The sequence below is a fragment of the Streptomonospora sp. PA3 genome, from assembly GCF_009728995.1.
GTDB lineage: Bacteria > Actinomycetota > Actinomycetes > Streptosporangiales > Streptosporangiaceae > Streptomonospora.
On the sequence record NZ_VTZW01000016.1, the window covers coordinates 469,813 to 490,859 of the forward strand.

A 21,047-nucleotide genomic window follows, 5' to 3' on the forward strand; every position below is an offset into this window, starting at 1 on the left:
CCAGCGGTGTTGCAGGCCGCGGCCGCCCGAGGGCGGAGGCCACAGTCTAAGGGGGACGGCGCTTCCGGACAGGGCTAGGGCACGGTCTCATCCGCGGCGCTGCGCCAGGTGTAGCCGCGCGGGGTGACGAAGCGGCCGGCCACGGTGCGGCTGGCGGAGCTGCCCACCAGTACCACGGTGTACATGTCCACGTCCTCGGCGCCGCCCTCGCGCATCGCCTGCAGTGTGGTGACGACGGCGCGCTCGTCGTCGCGGGCGGCGTTGCGGACATGGCCCACCGGCGTCTGCGGCGGCCGGTGCCGGGCGAGGATGTCCAGCGCCTCGGGCAGCTGCCAGTCGCGGCGGCGGCTGCGCGGGTTGTAGAAGCACACGGTGAAGTCGCCTTCGGCGGCGGCCCGCACGCGGCGCTCGATCGCCTCCCAGGGGGTGTGCAGGTCCGACAGCGAGATGTAGGCGTGATCGTGGCCCAGGGGCGCGCCGAGCCGGTGCGCCGCGGCGACGGCGGCCGTGATCCCGGGCACGCCCACCACGTCGATGTCGGCGCCCGCGAAGTCCAGCGCGGGACTGGCCATGGCGTAGACCCCGGCGTCGCCCGAGCCGATGAGCGCCACGGCGGCGCCTGCCCGCGCCTCGCCCACAGCGGTGCGGGCGCGCTCCTCCTCCTGGCCCAGGCCGCTGGCCAGGACGCGGGTGCCGGGGCGCAGCAGGTCGCGTACCTGGTCGAGGTACTGGTCGAGGCCCACGACGACCGAAGCGCGGTGCAGCTCGGCGAGCGCGCGGGGGGCCGCGAGGTCGCGGGCGCCCGGCCCGAGACCGACGAGGGCCAGGCGCCCGCGGGGCCGCAGGCGGGCCACGGCAGCGGTGGCGTTGGCCGACTTGCGCTTGGCCGCCACGAGGTCGGCACCTGCGCCGTCGTCGGCCGCGGCGCGCAGGGCGGCGGCCTCGGCGACGCTGGGCGTGCCCACTTCGGCGCGCACCGCCTCGCTGGGGTTGGGCACCTCGACCCCGGCCAGGTCGGCGGCGGCGAAGACGCGCACCGGCCAGCCGCGATCGCGGGCGGCGCGCAGGATGCCCTCCTCGTCCGCCTTGACGTCGACGGTGGCCAGAGCGCGTACCGAGGCCGGGGCCAGGCCCGCCTCGTCCAGGGACGCGTCGATCAGCGCCCCGACCTCCTCGGCCGCGGCGCCGCGCGCCGAGCCGACACCCACCACGAGGGAGGGCGGGCGGTAGGTGACGGCCGGCACGGTCTCGGCGCACGGCGGCGCGGTCCGGTCGGTGACGCGCAGCACGGCCGCCGCCGACTCCGGCGGGGTCTGCGGCGAGGCGTTGGGCGGCAGCGGCGGCAGCGGCCAGGCCTGGTCGGACTCCACCCGCACCGGCCGCCCCGACAGCAGCGCGGCGCCGGCGGAGGCCAGCGGCGCCGGGTCGGCGACGGCGAAGCCCAGGTCCGCGCCGTAGGAGTCCAGCGCCGCGGTGGAGGCGGCGTCGCTGGCGGTGGTGACCACCGGTTGGCAGCCCAGCACGCCGGCGACGCCGCTGGCCAGGTCGTTGCCGCCGTGGTGGCCGCCCAGCACCGCCACCGCGTGCTGCAGCGCCTCGTCGACGCAGACCACCGGCGGGTCGGTGTGCTTGTCGCCGAGTACCGGCGCCAGCGCCCGCACGGCCGCCCCCACGGCCAGGAAGGCCACCACCGCGCCGCATTCGGCGAAGGCGGCGCGCAGCGCCTCGCCCGCGCGGTCTTCGGTGAAGGTGCGGACCCGTCCGGGCCAGGCCGCGGCCAGGCGCGCGGCCGCGGTGCGGCCGCGCTCGGTCGCGGCGATGACGCCGATGGGGGCGCTGTCGGTCATCGTTGCCTTTCACATCGAGGGGCGGGGCGGTGCCGGCCGGGTGCCCCACAGCAGGGTCACCGGGTTGGCCGCGGCCAGCCGCAGCGAACCGCTGGGCAGGCCCGCCAGGCGGGAGGCCTGGAGCTGGGTGCCGTCGACGGTGTAGCCGGCGGCGGCGAGCATGTCGTGCAAGGGGCGGATGCGGTCGAGGGAGGCGAGCGCGGCGACGATCCGCTCGGGCCGGCGGGCGCAGACCGCGGCGGCGACGGAGTCGTCTCCTCCGCCGACGAACACCGCGTCCGGGGCCAGGCGCGCGGCGGCGGCCGGAATTTCGGCGGCTGCCTCGCCCTGGCGGATCTCGACCGCGACGCCGTGGGCGCGGGCGTTGGCGCCGATGCGGGCGCAGTCGGCGGGGTTGCGCTCGAAGGCGACGGCGCGGGCGCCGAAGCGCGCGCACTCCACGGCGACCGATCCGCTGCCGGCGCCCACGTCCCACACGACGGTGCCGGGCCGCGGCGCCAACCGCGCCAGGGCCAGCGCCCGCACCTCCGGTTTGGTGATCAGGGAGGCGCGGTGCTCGAAGGAGTCGGCGGGCAGTGCCCACTCCGGCGGCGCGCCCTGGTGGCCGGGCAGCCAGGCCATGGCGGGCGCGACGGCGCGCTCGGGATCCACGGCCAGGACCACGTTGGGGGCGGCCCAGGCGCGTTCGGGCGCGTCCTGCCCCGGCGCCAGGCGCACGACCTCCTCGTCGGGCGCACCGAGCCGCTGGGCGACGTGGACCTCCCGTCCGGCGCGCAGCAGCTCGGGCAGGAACGCCTCGGGGCCCGAGCCGCCGGGCGCGGTGAGCACGGCCGCCTTGGGGTGGGCCAGCGCGGCGGCCAGCGCGCGCCGCACGCCGCGTCCGGAGTCGTCGCGGCCGTGCGCCGAGACGACCACGGCGTCGTCCCAAGGCAGGCCGATGCGCGCGAAGGCGGTGGCGACCGAGGAGACCGCGGGGATCACCGCGGGCCGGGCGCCGCGCGCCCGCAGGCTGCGCAGCACACCGAAGAACCCGGGGTCGCCCGAGGCCAGGACCGCGGCGGGTCCCGGCGCGGCCAGCACGGCTTCGGTGGCGGCGTGCAGGTCGCCGATGGGCACCCGCTGGGCGCCGCCGCCGATGTGCTCGCCGACGGCGTCGAGGTGGCGCTGGGCGCCGGCGACGCACACCGCCGCCGACAGCGCTTCGGCGGCCCGCCGCTCCAGCGGTCCGCCGTCGAGCCCGATGACGGTGATCATCCGTGCGCGTCCTCCGGCGCGTGCTCGCCGCGCCCGAGCCGCGGGTGGGCGGCGACGACCCGCTGCCCGGTGAAGTCGACCATGGCGACCTCCACCTCCAGGGCGCCCTCGGTAAAGCGGGTCAGGACGTCGGCGACGCGCCGGCACAGCTCCGTCCCGGCCGGCTCCAGCAGGCCGGCCCGCTCCCAGATCTCGTAGGCGTGGCGGCCGGTGTTGGCGGCCTCCACCTCGGCGGCCAAGTCCTCTCCCCCGCCGACCCGCCGGGTGACGGTGCCCAGCAGCTCGGTGGAGACCTTGGAGCGCGTGTAGTGGGTCATCAGCACGCCCGACGCCAGCTTGGTGAGCTTGCCCGCCATCCCGACGAAGACGACGCGCGCCAGGCCGTACTCCACGGCGCGGCGCATCGCGGCGCCGGTGAAGTCGCCGACCTCCACGAAGCACACCCGCGGCAGGTCCGGGTGCAGGAGCACGGCGCCCTTCTCGGTGCGTCCGCCGGTGCACAGCACCAGGGTGTCCTCGCCCTGGGCGGCCATCACGGATACGGCCTGCTCGACGCTGGCCCGCCAGGAGGCGGTGGAGAAGGGCCGCACGATTCCGGTGGTTCCGAGGATGGAGATACCGCCGAGGATCCCCAGCCGGGCGTTGGTGGTCTTGCGCGCCATCTTCTCGCCCTCGGGCACGCTGATGACCACCCGCAGCCCGGCCCCGCCGGTGTCGGCGACCTCGCCCACGGCCTGGCGGATCATCCGCGCGGGCACCGGGTTGATGGCCGGGCCGCCCAGCTCCAGGCCCAGGCCGGGGCGGGTGACCACCCCCACCCCGACACCCCCGTCCAGCTCGACGCCGGGTTCCGGGCGCCGGGTGACGGTGGCGGTGATGTGCGCGCCGTCGGTGACGTCGGGGTCGTCGCCGGCGTCCTTGACCACGACCGCCTCGGCCCGGCGGCCCGGCTCGATCACGGCGCAGCGCTCGGTCGCGAAGGTGACGCGCCGCTCCGAGGGCAGCGCCACCTCCACGACCTCCGCGGGCTCGCCGGTGACCAGCGCCGCCGCGGCGGCCTTGGCGGCCGCCGAGGCGCAGGTGCCCGTCGTCCAGCCGGTGCGCAGCGCCTTCTGGCGCACCTTCATCGTGCGCGGCAGGTCGGGTTCGCGCGGCTGGGGCTCCTCGGCCGCGCCGGGGGCGGGCCGGGGCCCGTCGCCGCTGCGGGGCCGCTGGGTCTCGGACACGGCTTTAAGCTCCCCGACGCGCCTCGCGCAGCGCGCGGCGCGCCTCGCGGTCGGCCCGGCGGTGGGTGTGGAAGTGGCCGGGGTGGTAGAGGTGCGAGCGGGTCCCTCCGGCGCCGAGGGCCGGGCCCACCAGCACCAGGGTGTGCTTCCACAGCCGGTGCTGTTTGACGGTGGCCTCCAGCTCGCCCAGCTCGCAGTGGACGATCAGCTCCTCGGGCCAGGTGGCCTGGTAGGCGACGATGCACGGCGTCTCGGGCGGATAGCCGCCGTCGATCAGCTCCTCCTGCAACCGACCCGAGCGCGCCGCCGAGAGGAACAGCGCCATCGTGGTGCCGTGCCGGGCGAACTCGCGGACCTCCTCGCCCTCGGGCATGGGCGTCTTGCCGCCGCCCAGCCGGGTCAGGATGACCGACTGGGCGACCTCGGGGACGGTCAGCTCGCGCCCGGCGATCGCGGCGACCGCGCTGAAGCTGGAGACACCCGGGATGATCTCGACGTCGAGGCCGAGGTCGGCGCAGACCTCCACCTGCTCCTGCACGGCACCCCACAGCGCCGGGTCGCCGGAGTGGATGCGGGCGATGCGCAGGCCCTCCTCGGCGGCGCGGCGGTAGTAGGGCAGCACGCCTTCCATGGGCAGTTTCGCGGAGTCGACGATCTCGGCGCCGGGGCGGGCGTGTTCGAGCACGTCCTCGTGGACGAGGCTGGCCGCCCAGATCACCACGTCGGCGGAGGAGATCGCGCGGGCCGCGCGGATGGTGAGCAGGTCCGCGGCGCCCGGGCCGGCGCCGACGAAGACCACCGCGCCCGTGCCGGTCCCGCTGCTGTGCTCACTGCTCGGCTGGCTGGCCATGCGCTCGTTCACTCACCTCTCGTCGTCGGTCGGTCGGGCGGCGCGGTCCGCGCCGCCGCCGCGGTGCGGCGCGCGCCGTCCCCTCGCGCCGGGGCTCACAGCTTGCCGCCGCGCCGGCCGTGCCGGCGCGCGGGCGCGATGAGCGTGGACAGATAGGGCAGGTCGGCCCCGTTCAGTTCGCGAAGCGGGGCGATGTGCTCGTCGGGCAGGCCCAGGCGGGCTCCGTAGACGGCGTCGTCGCCGCGGCCGGACTCGCGCACCGCGCCGGCGACCTGCGGCGCGAACCGGCCGAACTTGTAGGCGACCACGGTGGCATCGGAGTCCAGTGCGCTGCGCAGCCGCTCCAGGCCGCCGGTGGCCGGCATCAGGGTGAGGGGTTCGCTGCCCTCGACCAGCACGCGGCCGGCCCGCGCGGCGAGGTCCTGCATGGCCGTGACGCCGGGCACGGTCTCGACCTCGGTCTCCGGCGCGGCCTCCCGCACCGTCTGCGCCAGGTAGGTGAAGGTCGAGTAGACGTTGGGGTCGCCGATGGTGGCGAAGGCCACGGTGGCCGCTCCCGCGTCGAAGTGCCGCAGGACGGCGCGGGCCGCCTCGTCCCAGGCGCGCGCCCGGCGCTCGCTGACTCCGCCGCGGTCGTTGAGCGCGAACACGGCTCGCTCGATGCGCGCGGCGTCGACGTGGGCGCGCACGGTCGCCTCGGCCCGGCCCGGCTCGCCGCCGGCCAGCACCGGCACGATCACGGCGTCGGCTTCGCGCAGGCGCCGCACCGCCTTGACCGTCACCAGCTCGGGATCCCCCGGTCCGACGCCGACCCCGACCAGCCGTCCGCCCGTGCCCATACCACCGCTTCCTATTCGCCCGGATTGCCTGATGCGCCCGCCGGCCGCGTCCCGCGGGCCTCCACCGCGCCGGAGCCGGCCGGTGGGCCCGCTGCGGCTGCGGGGGCCGCGGCCAGCGTATCGGGCGGCTGTGGGCCCGGCCGGGGGCGGGCCCGCCCCCGGGCGCCGGTCGGCGAGCACGCCCGGAGTGCCGAGGCGGCCTCCGCCGCGCCTACCATGGCCAGTTGCCGCCTGCCCGGCGGCGAGGTCCGGTGATGCCGCGAGTGCGAGGAGGACGAGGCGCGTGCCCGTGATACCGCGTGTGGTGATCGCGGCTCCGGCGTCCAGCAGTGGGAAGACCACCGTCGCCACCGGCCTCATGGCCGCGCTGGCGGCGCGCGGCGACCGGGTGTCCGGGCACAAGGTGGGCCCCGACTACATCGACCCCGGCTACCACGCGCTGGCCACCGATCGGCCGCCGCGCAACCTGGACCCGGTGCTCTGCGGCGAGGAGCGCGTCGTGCCGCTGTTCCTGCACGGGGCGGCCGGCGCCGACATCGCGGTCGTCGAGGGCGTGATGGGGATGTTCGACGGCGCGGCCGACTCCGCCGGCTTCGCCGGCCCCGGGGACCCGGGCTCCACCGCGCATGTGGCCGCGCTGCTCGGCGCGCCCGTGGTGCTGGTGGTCGACGCCTCGCGCAGCGCCAGGTCGGTGGCGGCCCTGGTGCACGGCTTCTGCACCTACGACCCGCGCGTGCGCGTCGCGGGGGTCGTGCTCAACCGCGTGGGCTCCGACCGCCACGAGCGCATCCTGCGCACCGCGCTGGAGGACACGGGCACCGAGGTGCTTGGGGCGGTCCGGCGGCGTGCGGAGGTGCACACGCCCTCGCGCCACCTCGGTCTGATCCCCGCCGCCGAGCGGGCCGGCGAGGCGCGCCGGGCCGTGCGGGAGCTGGGCGCACTGGTGGCCGCGTCCTGCGATCTGGACGCCGTTGCGGCCGTGGCCCGCGCGGCCCCTCCCCTTGTCGGCGAGCCGTGGGATCCCGGCGCTGCGGCGGCGGAGGCCGCGGGCGCGGCGGAGGCGCGTGCGGGCTCGCGCGCGCCGCGCGTCGCCGTCTTCGGCGGTCCGGCCTTCACCTTCGGCTACACCGAGCAGGAGGAGCTGCTGCGCGCCGGCGGAGCCGAGGTGCGCACCGTCGACCCGCTGAGCGATGAATCGCTCCCCGAGCCGACGGACGCGCTTGTAGTCGGCGGCGGGTTCCCCGAGGTGCACGCCGCCGAGCTGTCGGCGAACGCGGCGCTGCGCTCCGAGGTCGCTGCGCTGGCCGCGCGCGGCGCCCCGGTCGCCGCCGAGTGCGCCGGGCTGCTCTACCTGTCGCGCAGCCTGGACGGGGCGCCGATGTGCGGCGTGCTGCCCGCCGACGCCACCATGAGCGGCTCCCTGACGCTGGGCTACCGCTCCGCCGTGGCGGTCGCCGACACCCTGCTGGCGCGGGCGGGCACCCGGGTGCGCGGCCACGAGTTCCACCGCACGGTGGTCGAGCCGCGTTCGGGGCCCCGGCCGGCGTGGCAATGGAATTCCCGTGGCGGCGAGGGGTTCGCCTCTGACACCATCAGCGCTTCCTATCTGCACGTCCACTGGGCCGGGAATCCCGCGATCGCCTCCCGGTTCCTGCGGGCGGCGCGCGCCCACAGCGAGGGGATGTCCCGATGAACGACGCGGCCGAATCGCCGATCATGCCTTCGGTGGTGCTGCGCACCGACCGGCTCCTGCTGCGGGCGCACACCCGCGACGACATCGAGGCGGTCTACCGCGGCATCACCGACCCCCAGGTGCAGCGCTGGCTGCCGCTGCCCCGCCCGGGAGCGCCCTACACCCGCGCCGACGCCGAGAACTGGTGCCTGGTGGGCGCGCCGCAGGCCCGGGTGGGCGGCGACGGCCAGCAGTGGGCCGTCATCGAGGCCGGGACCGGCTCCTACGCCGGCTCGATCGGCCTCACCCGCACCCTGTGGCGCGCCCGCTCGACCGAGGTCGGCTACTGGCTGGCGCCGTGGGCACGGGGACGCGGCCTGGCCACCGAGGCGGTCGTGGCCGTCTCCCGGTGGGCGCTCAACGACCAGAACTTCGAGCGGGTGGAGCTGAAGGCGGCCGCGCCCAACACCGCGTCGCGGCGCGTGGCCGAGAAGGCCGGGTTCACCTACGAGGGAACCGAACGCAACGCGATGCCCCTGCATGAAGGCCGCAGCGACCTGGCCGTCTACAGCCTCGTCCCCGCGGATCTGGCCGCCGGGTAGGCCGTGTTTCAGAACGGCGGGGGCGCGGCTTCCGGGAACCCACCGGATACCGCCTGGGGCGGCCGCCATCGAAGCCGTGCCACCGATGGCCGGCCTCCGCGACAAAGGTGCACCGTGCGCTCGGCGGCAAGCCGGCTCTGAATAGGTACGTGGCGCGAAGCGCCTCCGTTAGGTCGTGTTCATGACCGGCAGCGCCGCTTTCCAGGAACTCACCGGGTACCACGTGGGGCGGCCACCATCGGGGTTGCGGCAATGGGCGCGCCTCGCGTAGCGCGGCCCGCCCGTCAGCCCGCCACCACCCCAACGGAGACGCTTCGCGTCACGTGTTTTCTTGCCGCCGAGCGCACGCAGTCCCTCCCAGGTGGAGCCGCACCACCGGTGGCGGGCCTCCAGTACAAAAGTGCGCCGTGCGCTCGGCGGCAAGCTGGCGCCCAGCGCTGCGCGCATCACAGCCCCATTGCCGCAACCGCTGTGGTGACCGACTCCCTAAACAGGACGCAGGGGCAGTCACGGGCGACAGGCAGACAAGCACGCGGCGCGAAGCGCCTCCGTCAGGTGCGGCGGCGGGTGACGGGTGGGGTTCGCGCAACCCGGCCTCCATTGCCACAACCGCTGTGGTGACCGACTTCTTAAAGACGTAGGCGCGACGCCGTTCGGTCGACGCTGAGCGGTCGCGCCGAGCGTGGGCGGGCAGGCGCTCTCGACGGCGGAGCCGAGATCGGAACGCCGGCAACCGTGCCGCGGCGGTGGGGCGGGCGGCGGCATCCGGTACGGGCGGGACCGCCCCACCGCCACATCACCACTCGATGCCGCGCTGGCCCTTCTGCCCGGCGTCCATGGGGTGCTTGACCTTGGCCATCTCGGTGACGAGGTCGGCGGCCTCCAGCAAGCGCGGGTCGGCGTCGCGGCCGGTGATCACGACGTGCTGCTGCCCCGTGCGCCCGGTCAGAGTCTCGACCACATCGTCCACGTCCACCCAGCCCCACTTCATGGGATAGGTGAACTCGTCGAGGACGTAGAGCCGGTAGGACTCGGCGGCCAGGTCCCGCTTGATCTGGGCCCAGCCTTCGGCGGCGTCGGCGGCGTGGTCCTGCTCGGTACCCGGCCGCTGGATCCACGACCAGCCCTCGCCCATCTTGTGCCAGTCGACGCGGCCGCCCTCGCCGGACCCGCCGAGCACGCGCAGCGCGCGCTCCTCCCCGATGCGCCACTTGGCCGACTTGACGAACTGGAACACGCCGATGTCCCAGCCCTGCGACCAGCCGCGGGTGGCCAGTCCGAACGCGGCGGTCGACTTGCCCTTGCCAGGACCGGTGTGCACGATCAGCAGCGGCCGGTTGCGGCGCTGCCGGGTGGTCAGCCCGTCGTCGGGCACGTAGGCGGGTTTGCCCTGCGGCATGCGTTCTGTTCTCCTCGGTTCTCAGGTGATCGGCCGACGCGCGGCCGAGGGAGCGGGTCCTTTGCCCGCCGGTGTTCAGGCGGCGCGGCGGGTGGAGCGCACCAGGCCGCTCAGCGCGTCGGCGCCCAGCTCCTCCAGGCGCACCGACTCGCCGCCCATCTCGGCGGCCAGGCGCGCGGCCAGGCCCAGGCGCACCGGCCCGGACTCGCAGTCCACGACGATGCCGTGCACGCCGCGGGCGCCGATCCGCGCTCCGGCGCGCAGCGCGTCCTCCAGCCCCCCGCGGGTGGCGCGCCCGTCGGTCACCACCACCAGCAGGGGGCGGCGGCTGGGGTCGCGCAGCCGTTCGACGCGCAGCACGTCGGATGCGCGCATCAGGCCCGCCGCCAGCGGAGTGCGCCCTCCGGTGCGCAGCTCGCGCAGCCGGCGCGCGCCGGCCTCGACCGAGGAGGTCGGCGGCAGCTCCACCTGGGCGCCCGCGCCGCGGAAGGTGACCAGCCCGACCTTGTCGCGCCGCTGGTAGGCGTCCGTCAGCAGGCTCAGCACCGCGCCCTTGACGGCGCGCATCCGCTCCCGGGCGGCCATGGAGCCGCTGGCGTCCACGCAGAACAGCACGAGGTTGCCTTCGCGCCCCTCGCGTACCGCCTCGCGCAGGTCACCCGACCGCACGAGCAGGCCGGGATCGGTGCGGCCGCGGGCGCGCTGGTGGGGTGCCGCCGCGCGCAGGGTCGCCGTCAGGTGCAGGCCGTGCACCGCGGAGCGGGGCACGCGCGCGCCCGAGGTGCGGCCGTAGGGGGTCTCGGCGCGGGAGCGGCGGCCCGGCGCGCCCTGGCCGACGCCGCTGAGGCTGAACAGGCGCGGGCGGTAGGTCTCGCCGACCTCCGCGCGCCGCCCCTGGTCGGGGTCCTGCGGCCGCGGCTGCCGCTGCTCGCCGGTCCCGGTGTCCTCACCGGCCCCGCCCTCATGCGGCCGCTCGGGGCCGGCGGGGTCGTGCTCGGCTTCGCCGGGCCGCTCGCCGGGGGCCTGCTCGCCCGCGCCGGATTCGGTTCCCTCGGCCTCGGCGCCGCCGGAGCCCCGGCCGCCACCGCCGCCGGGGTCGTCGTCGGGGCCGTCACCCTCCGGCGGCTCCCCCTGGCCTTTTGGGTCGGCATCACCCGCCTGGTCCAGCGCCTCCTGGAGCCGGTCCTCGTCCAGGTCGGGCGCGTCGAAGGGATCGCGCCTGCGGCGGTGCGGCAGCGCCAGGCGGGCGGCGTCGCGCACGTCGTCGGCGGTGACCTCCGCGTGGTCGCGCCAGGCGGCCAGCGCCATGGCGGCCCGCGCGGTGACGATGTCGGCGCGCAGCCCGTCGACGTCGAAGGCCGCGCAGACCGCCGTGACCTGGCGGAGTGCGGCGTCGGTCAGCACCACACCGGGCAGGCGCTTGCGGGCGGCCAGGATGCGGCCGGCGAGCTCGGCCTCGTCCCGGGCGTAGCCGGCGGCGAATCCCTCGGGGTCGCTCTCGAAGGCGAGCCGGCGGCGCACCACGTCGGCGCGCAGCTGCGGGTCGCGGGTGGCGGCGACCTCCACGGTGAGCCCGAAGCGGTCCAGCAGCTGGGGCCGCAGTTCGCCCTCTTCGGGGTTCATGGTGCCCACCAGCAGGAACCGGGCGGCATGGCGCACCGAGACGCCCTCGCGCTCCACATGGGAGGTGCCCATGGCGGCGGCGTCCAGCAGCAGGTCGACGAGGTGGTCGTGCAGCAGGTTGACCTCGTCGACGTAGAGGACGCCGCGGTGGGCTTCGGCGAGCAGGCCCGGTTCGAACGCCTTGACGCCCTCGGTCAGCGCCCGCTCGATGTCCAGCGAGCCCACCAGCCGGTCCTCGCTGGCGCCGACCGGCAGCTCCACCAGCCGCGCCGGGCGTTCCGCGGGCACCGCGGAGTCGGCGTGCGGGCCGTCGGGGCACTCCGGGTCGGGGTCGGCGGGGTCGCAGCCGAACCGGCAGCCCTCGACGACGTCGAGGTCGGGCAGCAGCGCCGCCAGCGCGCGCACCACCGTCGACTTGGCGGTGCCCTTCTCGCCGCGGACCAGGACGCCCCCGACGGCCGGGGAGACGGCGTTGACCAGCAGCGCGAGTTTCAGGTCGTCCATGCCGACGACCGCACTGAACGGGTAGCGAGCAGGAGCGCTCACGCGGTTCACGATCCTTCCTCGGGAGTCCACGCCCATAGGGGTCTTGCCCGGTGCCGCGCAGTCTCCTGGCTTCCAGATCACCGCTTGCCCGCCGCCTTCCCACCGGAGTTCTCCGGCAGTGGCGCTCGTTGCGGGGCCGCTTCCTGGTCACAGTGGCGGGACCGCCCCGGATTCGCACCGGGTTCCTGCGTGCTGCGGCGGAGCCGGGAACACCCCGGCGTTCCGCTCTCGGCGTCGGCACCGCCCATAAGAGTCTCATACCGCGCCGAGGCCGCCCGCACCGCATGGGTCCGCCGCCGGCGCACCGCTGCGTCGGCGAGATCCGCCCACCGCCGCCGGCGTGTTCGGTGGACGATCACCCTTGCGGCGGCCGCCGGATCGGTATGGGATGGCCGCACCCGGCCACCAGGCCGTCCGCCTGCGCCGGTGGAGGGCACCGACGACCCGGAGGGCAGCGCCGCCGATGGACCACGACGACATCGCCGACATCACCTACCGACCGGCCCGCGAGCTCGCGCGGATGCTGCGCGAACGCGAGATCTCCGCCCGCGAGGTCGTGGAAGCGCACCTGGAGCGCATCGAGGCGGTGAACCCGCGCGTCAACGCCGTGGTCACCCTCTGCGGCGAGCGGGCCATGGACGAGGCCCGCGCCGCCGACGAGTTCCTCGCCGGCGGGGGTGAACCCCCGCCGCTGCACGGGCTGCCCGTCGCCCATAAGGACACCCACGAGACCGCCGGCGTGCGCACCACCTTCGGCTCCCCCGTCTTCGCCGGCAACGTGCCCGACCGCGACGAACTGGTGGTGGCGCGCATCCGCGCGGCCGGGGCGATCACCCTGGGCAAGACCAACACCCCCGAGTTCGCCGCCGGCTCCCACACCTTCAACCCGGTCTTCGGCCTGACCCGCAACCCCTACGACACCGGGCGCTCGGCGGGCGGCAGCAGCGGCGGCGCGGCCGCGGGGCTGGCGGCGGGCATGACGGCGCTGGCCGAAGGCTCGGACATGGGCGGCTCGCTGCGCAACCCCGCCGCGTTCAACAACGTGGTGGGGCTGCGGCCCTCGCCGGGGCGGGTGCCCCAGCACCCGGCTCCGCTGGGCTGGTCGGCGCTGTCGGTGCAGGGGCCGCTGGCCCGCGACACCGCCGACGCCGCTCTGCTGCTGTCGGTGCTCGCCGGACCCGATCCGCGCAGCCCCATCGCCCTGGAGGAGCCGGGGTCGGCGTTTCGGCTGCTGCCCGAGACGGACGTGCGCGGGCTGCGCCTGGCGTGGTCGCCGGATCTGGGCGGCTCGGCGCCCTGCGAGCGGGCCGTCGCCGACGCGCTGGAGCCCGCCCTGGAGGTCTTCGCGCAGCTCGGCTGCGAGGTGGCCGAGGACGCGCCGGACCTCTCCGGCGCCGACGACGTCTTCCGCACCCTGCGCGCCTGGCAGTTCGAGGCGACGCTGGGCGGCCTGCTGGACCGGGCGCGCGAGTGGATCAAACCGAGCCTGGTCTGGAACATCGAGGAGGGCCGCAAGCTCTCCGGCGCCGACGTGGCCCGCGCCGAGCTGGAGCGCACCCGCATCTTCCACCGGGTGCGGGAGTTCTTCGAGCGCTACGACGCCCTGCTGCTGCCGGTCAGCCAGGTGGTGCCCTTCGACGCCGGCCTGGAGTACCCCGCCGACATCGACGGCGCGCAGCAGCAGACCTACCTGGACTGGATGCGCTCCTGCTACCACATCACCGTGACCGGCTGCCCGGCGCTGGCCGTTCCGGGCGGGTTCACCCCGGGCGGCCTGCCGGTGGGCCTGCAGATCGTCGGCCCGCACCACGCCGATCGGCGGGTGCTGCGGATCGGCCGCGCCTTCGAGCAGGCCACCGGCCACGGCCGGCGCCGCCCCGCCCTGTAAATCGGCGGCCCCACCCCCTTCACCCCCTCCTCCCCGACAAAGAAAGCGCAGGTGCACGAAAAGTGACGGCTGACAGCGGTTTCCTGCGGGTCCTCGGGCGCGGAGACGTCCTCGCCCTGGCGTTCGGCGCCATGATCGGGTTCGGCTGGATCGTGCTCACCGGCGAGTTCATCGACGGCGCCGGCACCCTGGGCGCGGCACTGGCCTTCGTCATCGGCGGCACCGTCGTCGCCCTCGTGGGCCTGACCTACGCCGAACTGACCTCGGCGATCCCTCACGCCGGCGGCGAGCACCACTACGCACTGCGCGCCCTGGGCGCGCGGGGTGCGTTCGTGGCCTCGTGGGCGATGGTGCTGGGCTATGTCTCGGTGGTGGCCTTCGAGGCGGTCGCGCTGCCCCACACCGTGGCCTACCTGGTGCCCGACATGCAGGCGGGCCACCTGTGGACGGTCGCCGGCTACGACGTCCACGCCACCTGGGCGGCGGTGGGCGTGGCCGGCGCGATCGCGGTGACGGCGGTCAACTACCTGGGGATCCGCCCGGCGGCCGTCTTCCAGATCATCGCCGTGGCGTTCCTGCTGGCGGCGGGCGCGGTCCTCATCGCGGGCGCCTTCACCGGCGGCTCGGCCCAGGACATGCGCCCGCTGTTCACCGGCGGGGCAGCGGGCCTGGTGGGGGTTCTGGTGGCGGTGCCGTTCCTGTTCGTGGGCTTCGACGTGATCCCGCAGTCGGCCGACGAGATCCGGGTGCCCTACCGGCAGGCCGGGGTGCTGCTGGTGATCTCGGTGGCCTGCGCCGCCGCCTGGTACGCCATGATCATGCTGACAGTGGGCTCGGGGCTGCCGGCGGAGCGGCTTGTGGAGTCCGAGCTGGCCTCGGCCGATGCCATGGCGGCGCTGTGGAACAGCCAGGCGGTGGGCAACCTGCTGGTCCTCGGCGGGATCGCGGGCATCATGACCAGCTGGAACGCCTTCCTCATCGGCGGCAGCCGGCTGCTCTACGCCATGGCGGTGTCGCGGATGGTCCCGGCCTGGTTCGGCCGGCTCCACCCCCGCTACCGCACGCCCGCCAACGCGGTGCTGTTCATCGGCGCGCTGTCGGTGGCGGCGCCCATGTTCGGCCGCCCGATGCTGGTGTGGCTGGTGGATGCGGGGGGCGTCAACATCGTCGTCGCCTATGTCACGGTGGTGCTGTCCTTCCTGGTGCTGCGCAGGCGCGAGCCCGACATGGCGCGCCCGTTCCGCGCACCGGCCGGTACGGCGGTGGGCACGCTGGCGCTCGTGTGCTCGCTCGGACTGGGTGTGCTCTACCTGCCCGGTATGCCCGCGGCGCTGATATGGCCCTACGAATGGATCATCGTGGGCGCGTGGTGGGTCGTGGGGGCGGTGTTCCTGTGGCGGCTGCCGCGGGTCGGGCCGGGCGCAGACGCCGAGGAGCGCCTCGTCTCGGCCGTGCGTCAGCGGCGCGGCGCCTAGGCGCGCACGCGCCCGCCGCCGCGCAGGCTCAATCCCAGACGCGGGCCAGCAGCCACTGGCCCGAGACGGAGTCGTGCTGCAGCTCGTAGACCCCTCGCGCGCCCGGTGAACCGGCCTCGACCCGCCAGTGGGCGCGCTGGGGCAGTTCCTCGTGGACCTCGGGCGACCAGTCGGCGCGCAGGGTGATCCAGTGGTCGATGATGTGCCGGACGTTGTAGACCCGTCGCTCCCAGACGAAACGCACCGGGCGCCCCTCGTGCGCTGTGACGGCGACCGGCACGCCATAGACGTGGCCCACTGGCGACACTCCCCTCAGCTGCGGCTTTCCTGGTGGCGGAAGACCTCGGCCTGCGGGGAAGAACAGGACCGTCGTTCGAACGTGTGTACTAATCGTAGCGGATCCCCGGACCGATCGGAACCGGGACGCGGTCCCGCCGGTCTGAGATCCCGGGACGCCCGCCCTCCGGCAACGGCAAAGCCCTGCGAATCGGACCCATGCGGCCGTCTCCGGGGCGTCTGTACGCTATGAGCGCGAATCCACGCCGGCCTAAGGAAAACAGCACTGTGACGGACAACGGGCACGAGCGCGCCAGACCCCTCCGCACCGGCGACCCCCGCGAGCTCGGCGACTACCGGATCGAAGGCCGGCTGGGGCGCGGCGGCATGGGCACCGTCTACCTCGCCCGCGACCCCGCGGACCGCCTGGTCGCCGTCAAGCTCATCCACCCCGACCTCAGCGACGACCCCGACTTCCGCCGGCGCTTCGCGCGCGAGGTCGCATCCGCGCGCAAGGTCGCGCGGTTCTCCACCGCCGGAGTGCTCGACGCCCGCCTGGAGGGCGACCCCCTGTTCATCGTCTCCGAGTACGTGCCCGGCCCCAATCTCGCCCAGGCCATCAGCGCCGAGGGGCCGATGAGCGGCGGCACCCTGGAGAGCCTGGCCATGGGCGTGGCGGCGGCGCTGACCGCCATCCACCGCGCCGGGGTCATCCACCGCGACCTCAAACCGGGCAACGTGCTGCTCTCGGCGGTGGGGCCCAAGGTCATCGACTTCGGCATCGCCCGGGCCATGGACGACGACAGCGCCGTCACCCGATCCAGCCAGCTGATGGGCACGCCGTCCTACCTCGCCCCCGAGCTGATCGCCGGCGGCCCGATCACCGCGGCCTCCGACATCTTCTCCTGGGGCTGCCTGGTGGCCTACGCCGGCACGGGCAAGGCGCCCTTCGACGCCCAGACGGTGCCGGCCGTGCTGCAGTTGATCAGTTCGGGCGAGGCCGACCTGCAGGGCCTTGACCCCCAGCTGGCCGACCTGGTGCGCAGCGCGCTGGAGAAGGACCCCCGCAACCGGCCCACCGCCCAGCAGCTGCTCAACATGCTGGTGGGCCAGGAGGACCCGGCCGAGGCGATCGTGGACAGCACGGTGATCGAGTCCTGGACGCCGCCGTCCACCGCCGCCGCGGCGGGTGCGGCCGCGGGCGCCGCCGGGGCGGGCGAGGGCGCCGACGGGACGGCGGCCGGGCCCCCACCGGGACCGGATGAGATCGCGACCGAGCAGTCCACCCGCGCGGTACCGCCCGAGGCCGCCGCGTCCACGCCGACCCGGCCCTACACCGGGGCGGCCGCGGCCCCGCACTCCCCCGACGCATCCGGATCCGGACCGCAGGCGCCGTTCGACCGGGGCCCTTCCTCCGGACCGCCGCCGACCGCGAACCCCGGGTACGCACCGCCCGGCCACGCGGGCTTCCCCCCGCCCGGCGGCCCGCCACCTCCCACCCACGGGTCCTCACCCGGCCCGCACCCCGCATACGGCCCCCCGCCGGGTCCCCAGCCCGCCTACGGCCCGCCCTCGGGTCCGCAGCCGCCCTACTCGGCGGGCCCGGGCCCGCAGCGACCGCCGCACGATCCCGCAGCGGCGGCCTCCCCGCCCTACGGGCAGCCCGGCTACCGGGATCCCGGCCGCCCCGACGGGCCGATCGGGCCCGACGGGCGGGTCCACACCCCCTCGGCGCCGCACAAGCGCCGCCGCACCGTTCTGCTCGCCGGCGCCGGCGCGGGCGTGCTGCTCCTGCTGGTGGGGGGCGTGCTCGGCTCCGTGCTGCTGCTCGGCGGCCGGCCGCCCGAGGGCACCCTCGTCTACCAGGACGACTTCGCGGGCGGCGCCTGGGAGCACGACCCCTACGAGCCCGACGACGAGTTCCAGGAGTACGCCTACCACGCCGACCACGGACTGGTGCTGCGTGTGTCGGAGTACAACGACTTCGGCGGAAGCATCGGCGACTACCCCCCGTACGAGGGCGAGTACCCCGAGGCCGTCCTGGTCCGCGCCGAGGCCGAGGCGCTGTACGGCCCGCCCTACAGCGAGTACGGCATCCGCTGCTACCACCAGGAGTCCGACGACGAGGGGGTCGTCACCCACTACGAGGGCCTGGTGCGCTTCGACGGCCGCAGCGCGCAGATCCGGCGCGCCGGCGGCGAATCCGGGGACGCCGCGCTGGCCACCACCGGGGACGTCGGCGGATACACGCAGCCTCCGGACAAGCTGCCCATGCAGAAGGGCGGCGGCAGCGCCGAAACCGTCACCAACACGCTGACCATGACCTGCGAGCCCGACGAGGACGCGGGAACCATGGTGCTCAACCTGTGGGTCAACGGCGAGCACGTCCTGGAGGCGGTCGACGACGAGCCGCTGCCCGACGACGCCACCGAGAACCAGACCCGCATGGCGGGGGTCACGGTCAAGCGGCGGGGCAGTGCGCAGGACTATCCCACGGTCGGCTTCCACCGCTTCGAGGTGCAGCGCCTCGGCGAGCCGGGCTCCACCGACGGCTCCGCAGGCGGCGACCGGTAGCCGGCTCTTGCCCGGTGGCCTCCGGGCCGGATCGGCGGTCGGGGGCCGGCCCGCGCCCGGCCGGACCGGTCCGCTCGCCGTTCCGCCGGTTGCGGGCCCTGTGGCGGCCCGCCGAACCGCCGCTCACTGCCCCGTTCCCGTACCCGCCACCGCCATGCCGCCTCCGGCCCCGCGGATCTAGGCTGGGCGATGCGGATCCGGGCTCTGGCGCGCCGGCCGGACCCCGGTCGGCGCGAACCGGAGCCGGGCGCCCCGCGGGCGGGCCCGCCGGAGGGCCCGCCGCCGCACGACGCAGAATCCAGGAGAGGTCAGGCATGCGCGCCATCGTCATCGAAGAGCAGGGCGGCCCCGAGGTCATGCGGCTCACACAGGCCCCCGATCCGCAACCGGGACCGGGCGAGGTGCTGATCGACATCGCGGCCCGCGGCGTCAACTTCATCGACGTCTATCAGCGCAGCGGCGCCTATTCGGTCTCCACGCCGTTCACGCCCGGCGTCGAGGCCGCCGGAAGCGTCGCCGCGGTGGGGTCCGGCGTCGCGGAGTTCTCTCCCGGCGACCGGGTGGCCTGGGCGATGCTGCCGGGCGGCTATGCCGATCGCGCCGCCGTGCCGGCCGATCGGGTGGTGCCCGTGCCCGACGGGGTCACGGCCGAGCAGGCCGCGGCGACCCTGCTGCAGGGGATGACGGCGCATTACCTGACGCACGCGACCTACCCGATCCAGCCCGGCGACACGGTGCTGGTCCACGCCGCCGCCGGCGGCACCGGGCTGCTGCTGGTCCAGCTCGCCAAGGCGCGCGGCGCCACCGTGATCGGCACCGCGTCCACCGAGGCCAAGCAGCGGCTCGCGCGCGAGGCCGGTGCCGACGAGATCATCGACTACACCGCCACCGACGTGGCTCCCGCGGTACGCGACCTGACCGAGGGCGCGGGCGTGGCGGCCGTCTACGACGGGGTGGGGGCGGACACCTTCGACGCGAGCCTGGCCTCGCTGCGTCCGCGCGGCGTGCTGGCGCTGTTCGGGCAGGCCAGCGGCGCGGTGCCGCCCGTGGACCCGCAGCGGTTGAACACGGCGGGCTCGGTGTACCTGACCCGGCCGTCGCTGGCGCACTACGTCGCCGCGCGGGCGGAGCTGCTGGAGCGGGCCTCGGACGTGTTCGGGCTGGTGGCCGCGAAGCGGCTGGACGTGCGCGTGGGCGGGCGCTACGCGCTGGCCGACGCGGGCCGCGCCCACGAGGACCTCGCGGCCCGCCGCACCACCGGCAAGCTGCTGCTGGTCTGACCGCACGGGGCCGGCGGCGCCGGCCCCGCCCGGCACTACTCCCGACCGCGGCGCGGACGCGGCTCGGGCACCTGGCCTGCTGCGGCGCCCGCGGCCGCCTCGGCCTCCTGGCGGGCGCTGGCCACCGCCTCGGCGGCGATCTCGGCGGCGTGGTCGGCGGCCTCGGCCGCCGACCCGCCCCCGTGCTGCTGGCCCGTGGTCAGCTCCGCCGGGGACTCCTCGTCGCGGGCGCCCTCACCGTCTCCGCCCTCCTGCTCCTGCGCCGGGCCGGCGGGCGCCGCGGCTCCGGTGTCGGCGGAGAAGGCCCGGGAGACGTTCTGCACCGCCTGGCTGAGCTCGCCGGGGATGACCCAGAACGTGTTGCCCTCGCCGTTGGCCAGGTGCGGCAGGGTCTCCAGGTACTTGTAGGCGAGCAGCTTGGGGTCGGCGTTGTTGGCGTGCACCGCCTGGAAGACGCGCTCGATGGCCTGGGCCTCGCCGTCGGCCCGCAGGATGCGCGCCTGCTGGTCGCCCTGGGCCTCCAGGATGGCCTGCTGGCGCGCGCCCTCGGCGGTGAGGATGCGCGACTGCCGCTCGCCTTCGGCGTGCAGCACCACGGCGCGCTTGTCGCGCTCGGCGCGCATCTGCTTCTCCATCGCCTCCTTGATGGAGGGCGGCGGGTCGATCGCCTTGATCTCGACGCGGTTGACGCGGATCCCCCACTTGCCGGTGGCGTCGTCGAGGACACCGCGCAGCAGCGAGTTGATCTCCTCGCGCGAGGTGAGCGTGCGCTCCAGGTCCATGCCGCCGATGACGTTGCGCAGGGTGGTGACGGTGAGCTGGTCTATGGCGGCCAGGTAGTTGGCGACCTCGTAGGCGGCGGCCCGCGGATCGGTGATCTGGTAGTAGAGCACCGTGTCGATGTTGACGACGAGGTTGTCCTCGGTGATGACCGGCTGCGGCTTGGAGGAGAACACCTGTTCGCGCAGGTCGTACTTGGTGTTGACGCGGTCGACGACCGGGATGATGAAGTTCAGCCCCGGCTGGAGCGTGCGCTGGTAGCGGCCGAACCGCTCGATGTTGTACGCGCGCGCCTGCGGCACGATCCGCACGGTGGACACGACGGCGAGCACCACCAGGACGGCGATGACGATGAAGAGGATGTCGATCCCCATGGCTACCTCCTGGATCCCCGCCTGCGCGGGGCCGAGCGGATGGTGGGGGAAACCGCGGCGCGTCGAGCGGTCACGGCAGCGCCTCCCGTGGGTAGACCACCGCTGTGGCGCCGTCGATCTCCATGACGTCGACCCGCGTGCCCGGCGGGATCACCGTGTCCTCGTCGATGCAGCGGGCGGTCCATTCCTCGCCCGAGAGCTTGATGAGCCCGTGCTCGCCGGTGACCTCGTCGACCACGACCGCGGACTGGCCGATCAGCCGGTCGGTGCCCGATCTCAGCGGCGGGGGCTGCTGCAGGTGGCGCTTGGCGATGGGGCGCACGACCAGGAGCCCTGCGGCCGAGGCGATGACGAACGCGGCGACCTGGACGGCGAAGCCCATGCCGACGGCCCCGACGATGCCGGCGATCAGCGCGGCCACGGCGAGCAGCCCCAGGGCCAGGGTGAGGGTGAAGACCTCGGCGACGCCCAGGGCGGCGGCCGCGATCAGCCAGAGGACCCAAATCGGCATCGGTACCGACCTCCCGTCCGCACGCGGCTTG

Annotated in this window: 16 protein-coding genes and 1 riboswitch; of the genes, 6 read left to right on the forward strand and 10 right to left on the reverse strand. The window is 75.4% G+C overall.

Features of this window, described 5'->3' with window-relative positions:
• Window positions 1-74: 74 nt before the first annotated feature.
• From cobJ to cobI, 5 genes are all read right to left on the reverse strand, one after another.
• A complete protein-coding gene (cobJ, locus tag FZ103_RS18560) occupies window positions 75-1,847 on the reverse strand; it encodes a precorrin-3B C(17)-methyltransferase (RefSeq protein ID WP_156002834.1) in 1,773 nt (590 codons plus the stop codon).
• A gap of 9 nt (window positions 1,848-1,856) precedes the next feature.
• Window positions 1,857-3,101 carry a precorrin-6y C5,15-methyltransferase (decarboxylating) subunit CbiE gene (gene cbiE / locus FZ103_RS18565; RefSeq protein WP_156002835.1) on the reverse strand — a complete coding sequence of 415 codons (1,245 nt, stop codon included), beginning with the start codon at window positions 3,099-3,101 and terminating at the stop codon, window positions 1,857-1,859.
• The gene (locus FZ103_RS18570; RefSeq protein ID WP_343233593.1) at window positions 3,098-4,327 is read right to left on the reverse strand and encodes a cobalt-precorrin-5B (C(1))-methyltransferase; all 1,230 of its coding nucleotides are present in this window, start codon (window positions 4,325-4,327) and stop codon (window positions 3,098-3,100) included. Before FZ103_RS18570 ends, cbiE begins: the two co-directional genes overlap by 4 nt.
• Window positions 4,328-4,331: 4 nt before the next feature.
• The gene (gene cobM, locus FZ103_RS18575) at window positions 4,332-5,177 is read right to left on the reverse strand and encodes a precorrin-4 C(11)-methyltransferase (protein WP_156003003.1); all 846 of its coding nucleotides are present in this window, start codon (window positions 5,175-5,177) and stop codon (window positions 4,332-4,334) included.
• A gap of 95 nt (window positions 5,178-5,272) precedes the next feature.
• Window positions 5,273-6,016 (reverse strand): precorrin-2 C(20)-methyltransferase, encoded by a 744-nt coding sequence (gene cobI, locus FZ103_RS18580; RefSeq protein ID WP_156002836.1) that lies wholly within the window; start codon window positions 6,014-6,016, stop codon window positions 5,273-5,275.
• Window positions 6,017-6,317: 301 nt separating this feature from the next.
• On the opposite strand from cobI, the gene FZ103_RS18585 reads away from it, so the two are divergent.
• Together FZ103_RS18585 and FZ103_RS18590 are read left to right on the forward strand one after the other, a co-directional pair.
• Window positions 6,318-7,709, forward strand: a complete 1,392-nt coding sequence (locus tag FZ103_RS18585) for a cobyrinate a,c-diamide synthase (protein ID WP_343233603.1) — start codon at window positions 6,318-6,320, stop codon at window positions 7,707-7,709.
• Window positions 7,706-8,290, forward strand: coding sequence for a GNAT family N-acetyltransferase (locus FZ103_RS18590; RefSeq protein WP_255430097.1), 585 nt, complete (start codon window positions 7,706-7,708; stop codon window positions 8,288-8,290). The genes FZ103_RS18585 and FZ103_RS18590 overlap by 4 nt, the downstream gene beginning before the upstream one ends.
• Window positions 8,291-9,086: 796 nt before the next feature.
• Here FZ103_RS18590 and cobO read toward each other — a convergent pair.
• The gene (gene cobO, locus FZ103_RS18595) at window positions 9,087-9,689 is read right to left on the reverse strand and encodes a cob(I)yrinic acid a,c-diamide adenosyltransferase (RefSeq protein WP_156002838.1); all 603 of its coding nucleotides are present in this window, start codon (window positions 9,687-9,689) and stop codon (window positions 9,087-9,089) included.
• Between the two features lie 75 nt (window positions 9,690-9,764).
• Entirely contained in the window at window positions 9,765-11,858 is a 2,094-nt protein-coding gene (locus tag FZ103_RS18600; protein ID WP_186356499.1) for a putative cobaltochelatase, read from the reverse strand.
• A gap of 58 nt (window positions 11,859-11,916) precedes the next feature.
• Window positions 11,917-12,046: riboswitch (cobalamin riboswitch) on the reverse strand.
• A 275-nt stretch (window positions 12,047-12,321) separates the two neighbouring features.
• Here FZ103_RS18600 and FZ103_RS18605 point away from each other — a divergent pair.
• Window positions 12,322-13,746, forward strand: a complete 1,425-nt coding sequence (locus tag FZ103_RS18605; RefSeq protein ID WP_156002839.1) for an amidase — start codon at window positions 12,322-12,324, stop codon at window positions 13,744-13,746.
• 131 nt (window positions 13,747-13,877) lie between these two features.
• Entirely contained in the window at window positions 13,878-15,221 is a 1,344-nt protein-coding gene (locus tag FZ103_RS18610) for an APC family permease (RefSeq protein WP_156003006.1), read from the forward strand.
• Window positions 15,222-15,249: 28 nt separating this feature from the next.
• Here the strand turns inward: FZ103_RS18610 and FZ103_RS18615 are convergent, their stop codons facing one another.
• Window positions 15,250-15,519: a DUF6504 family protein gene (locus tag FZ103_RS18615; RefSeq protein ID WP_343233595.1), complete on the reverse strand. Its 270-nt coding sequence runs from the start codon at window positions 15,517-15,519 to the stop codon at window positions 15,250-15,252.
• 266 nt (window positions 15,520-15,785) lie between these two features.
• Between FZ103_RS18615 and FZ103_RS18620 the strand changes: the two genes are divergently transcribed.
• Both FZ103_RS18620 and FZ103_RS18625 read left to right on the forward strand, forming a co-directional pair.
• The gene (locus tag FZ103_RS18620) at window positions 15,786-18,071 is read left to right on the forward strand and encodes a protein kinase (protein WP_343233596.1); all 2,286 of its coding nucleotides are present in this window, start codon (window positions 15,786-15,788) and stop codon (window positions 18,069-18,071) included.
• A gap of 314 nt (window positions 18,072-18,385) precedes the next feature.
• On the forward strand, window positions 18,386-19,351 hold the full coding sequence (locus FZ103_RS18625; protein WP_156002841.1) for a quinone oxidoreductase: 966 nt from the start codon (window positions 18,386-18,388) through the stop codon (window positions 19,349-19,351).
• 35 nt (window positions 19,352-19,386) lie between these two features.
• Here the strand turns inward: FZ103_RS18625 and FZ103_RS18630 are convergent, their stop codons facing one another.
• Together FZ103_RS18630 and FZ103_RS18635 are read right to left on the reverse strand one after the other, a co-directional pair.
• Window positions 19,387-20,505 (reverse strand): SPFH domain-containing protein, encoded by a 1,119-nt coding sequence (locus tag FZ103_RS18630; RefSeq protein ID WP_156002842.1) that lies wholly within the window; start codon window positions 20,503-20,505, stop codon window positions 19,387-19,389.
• A 70-nt stretch (window positions 20,506-20,575) separates the two neighbouring features.
• Complete coding sequence (locus FZ103_RS18635; protein WP_156002843.1) at window positions 20,576-21,016, reverse strand: NfeD family protein; 441 nt, start codon at window positions 21,014-21,016, stop codon at window positions 20,576-20,578.
• Window positions 21,017-21,047: the final 31 nt, after the last annotated feature.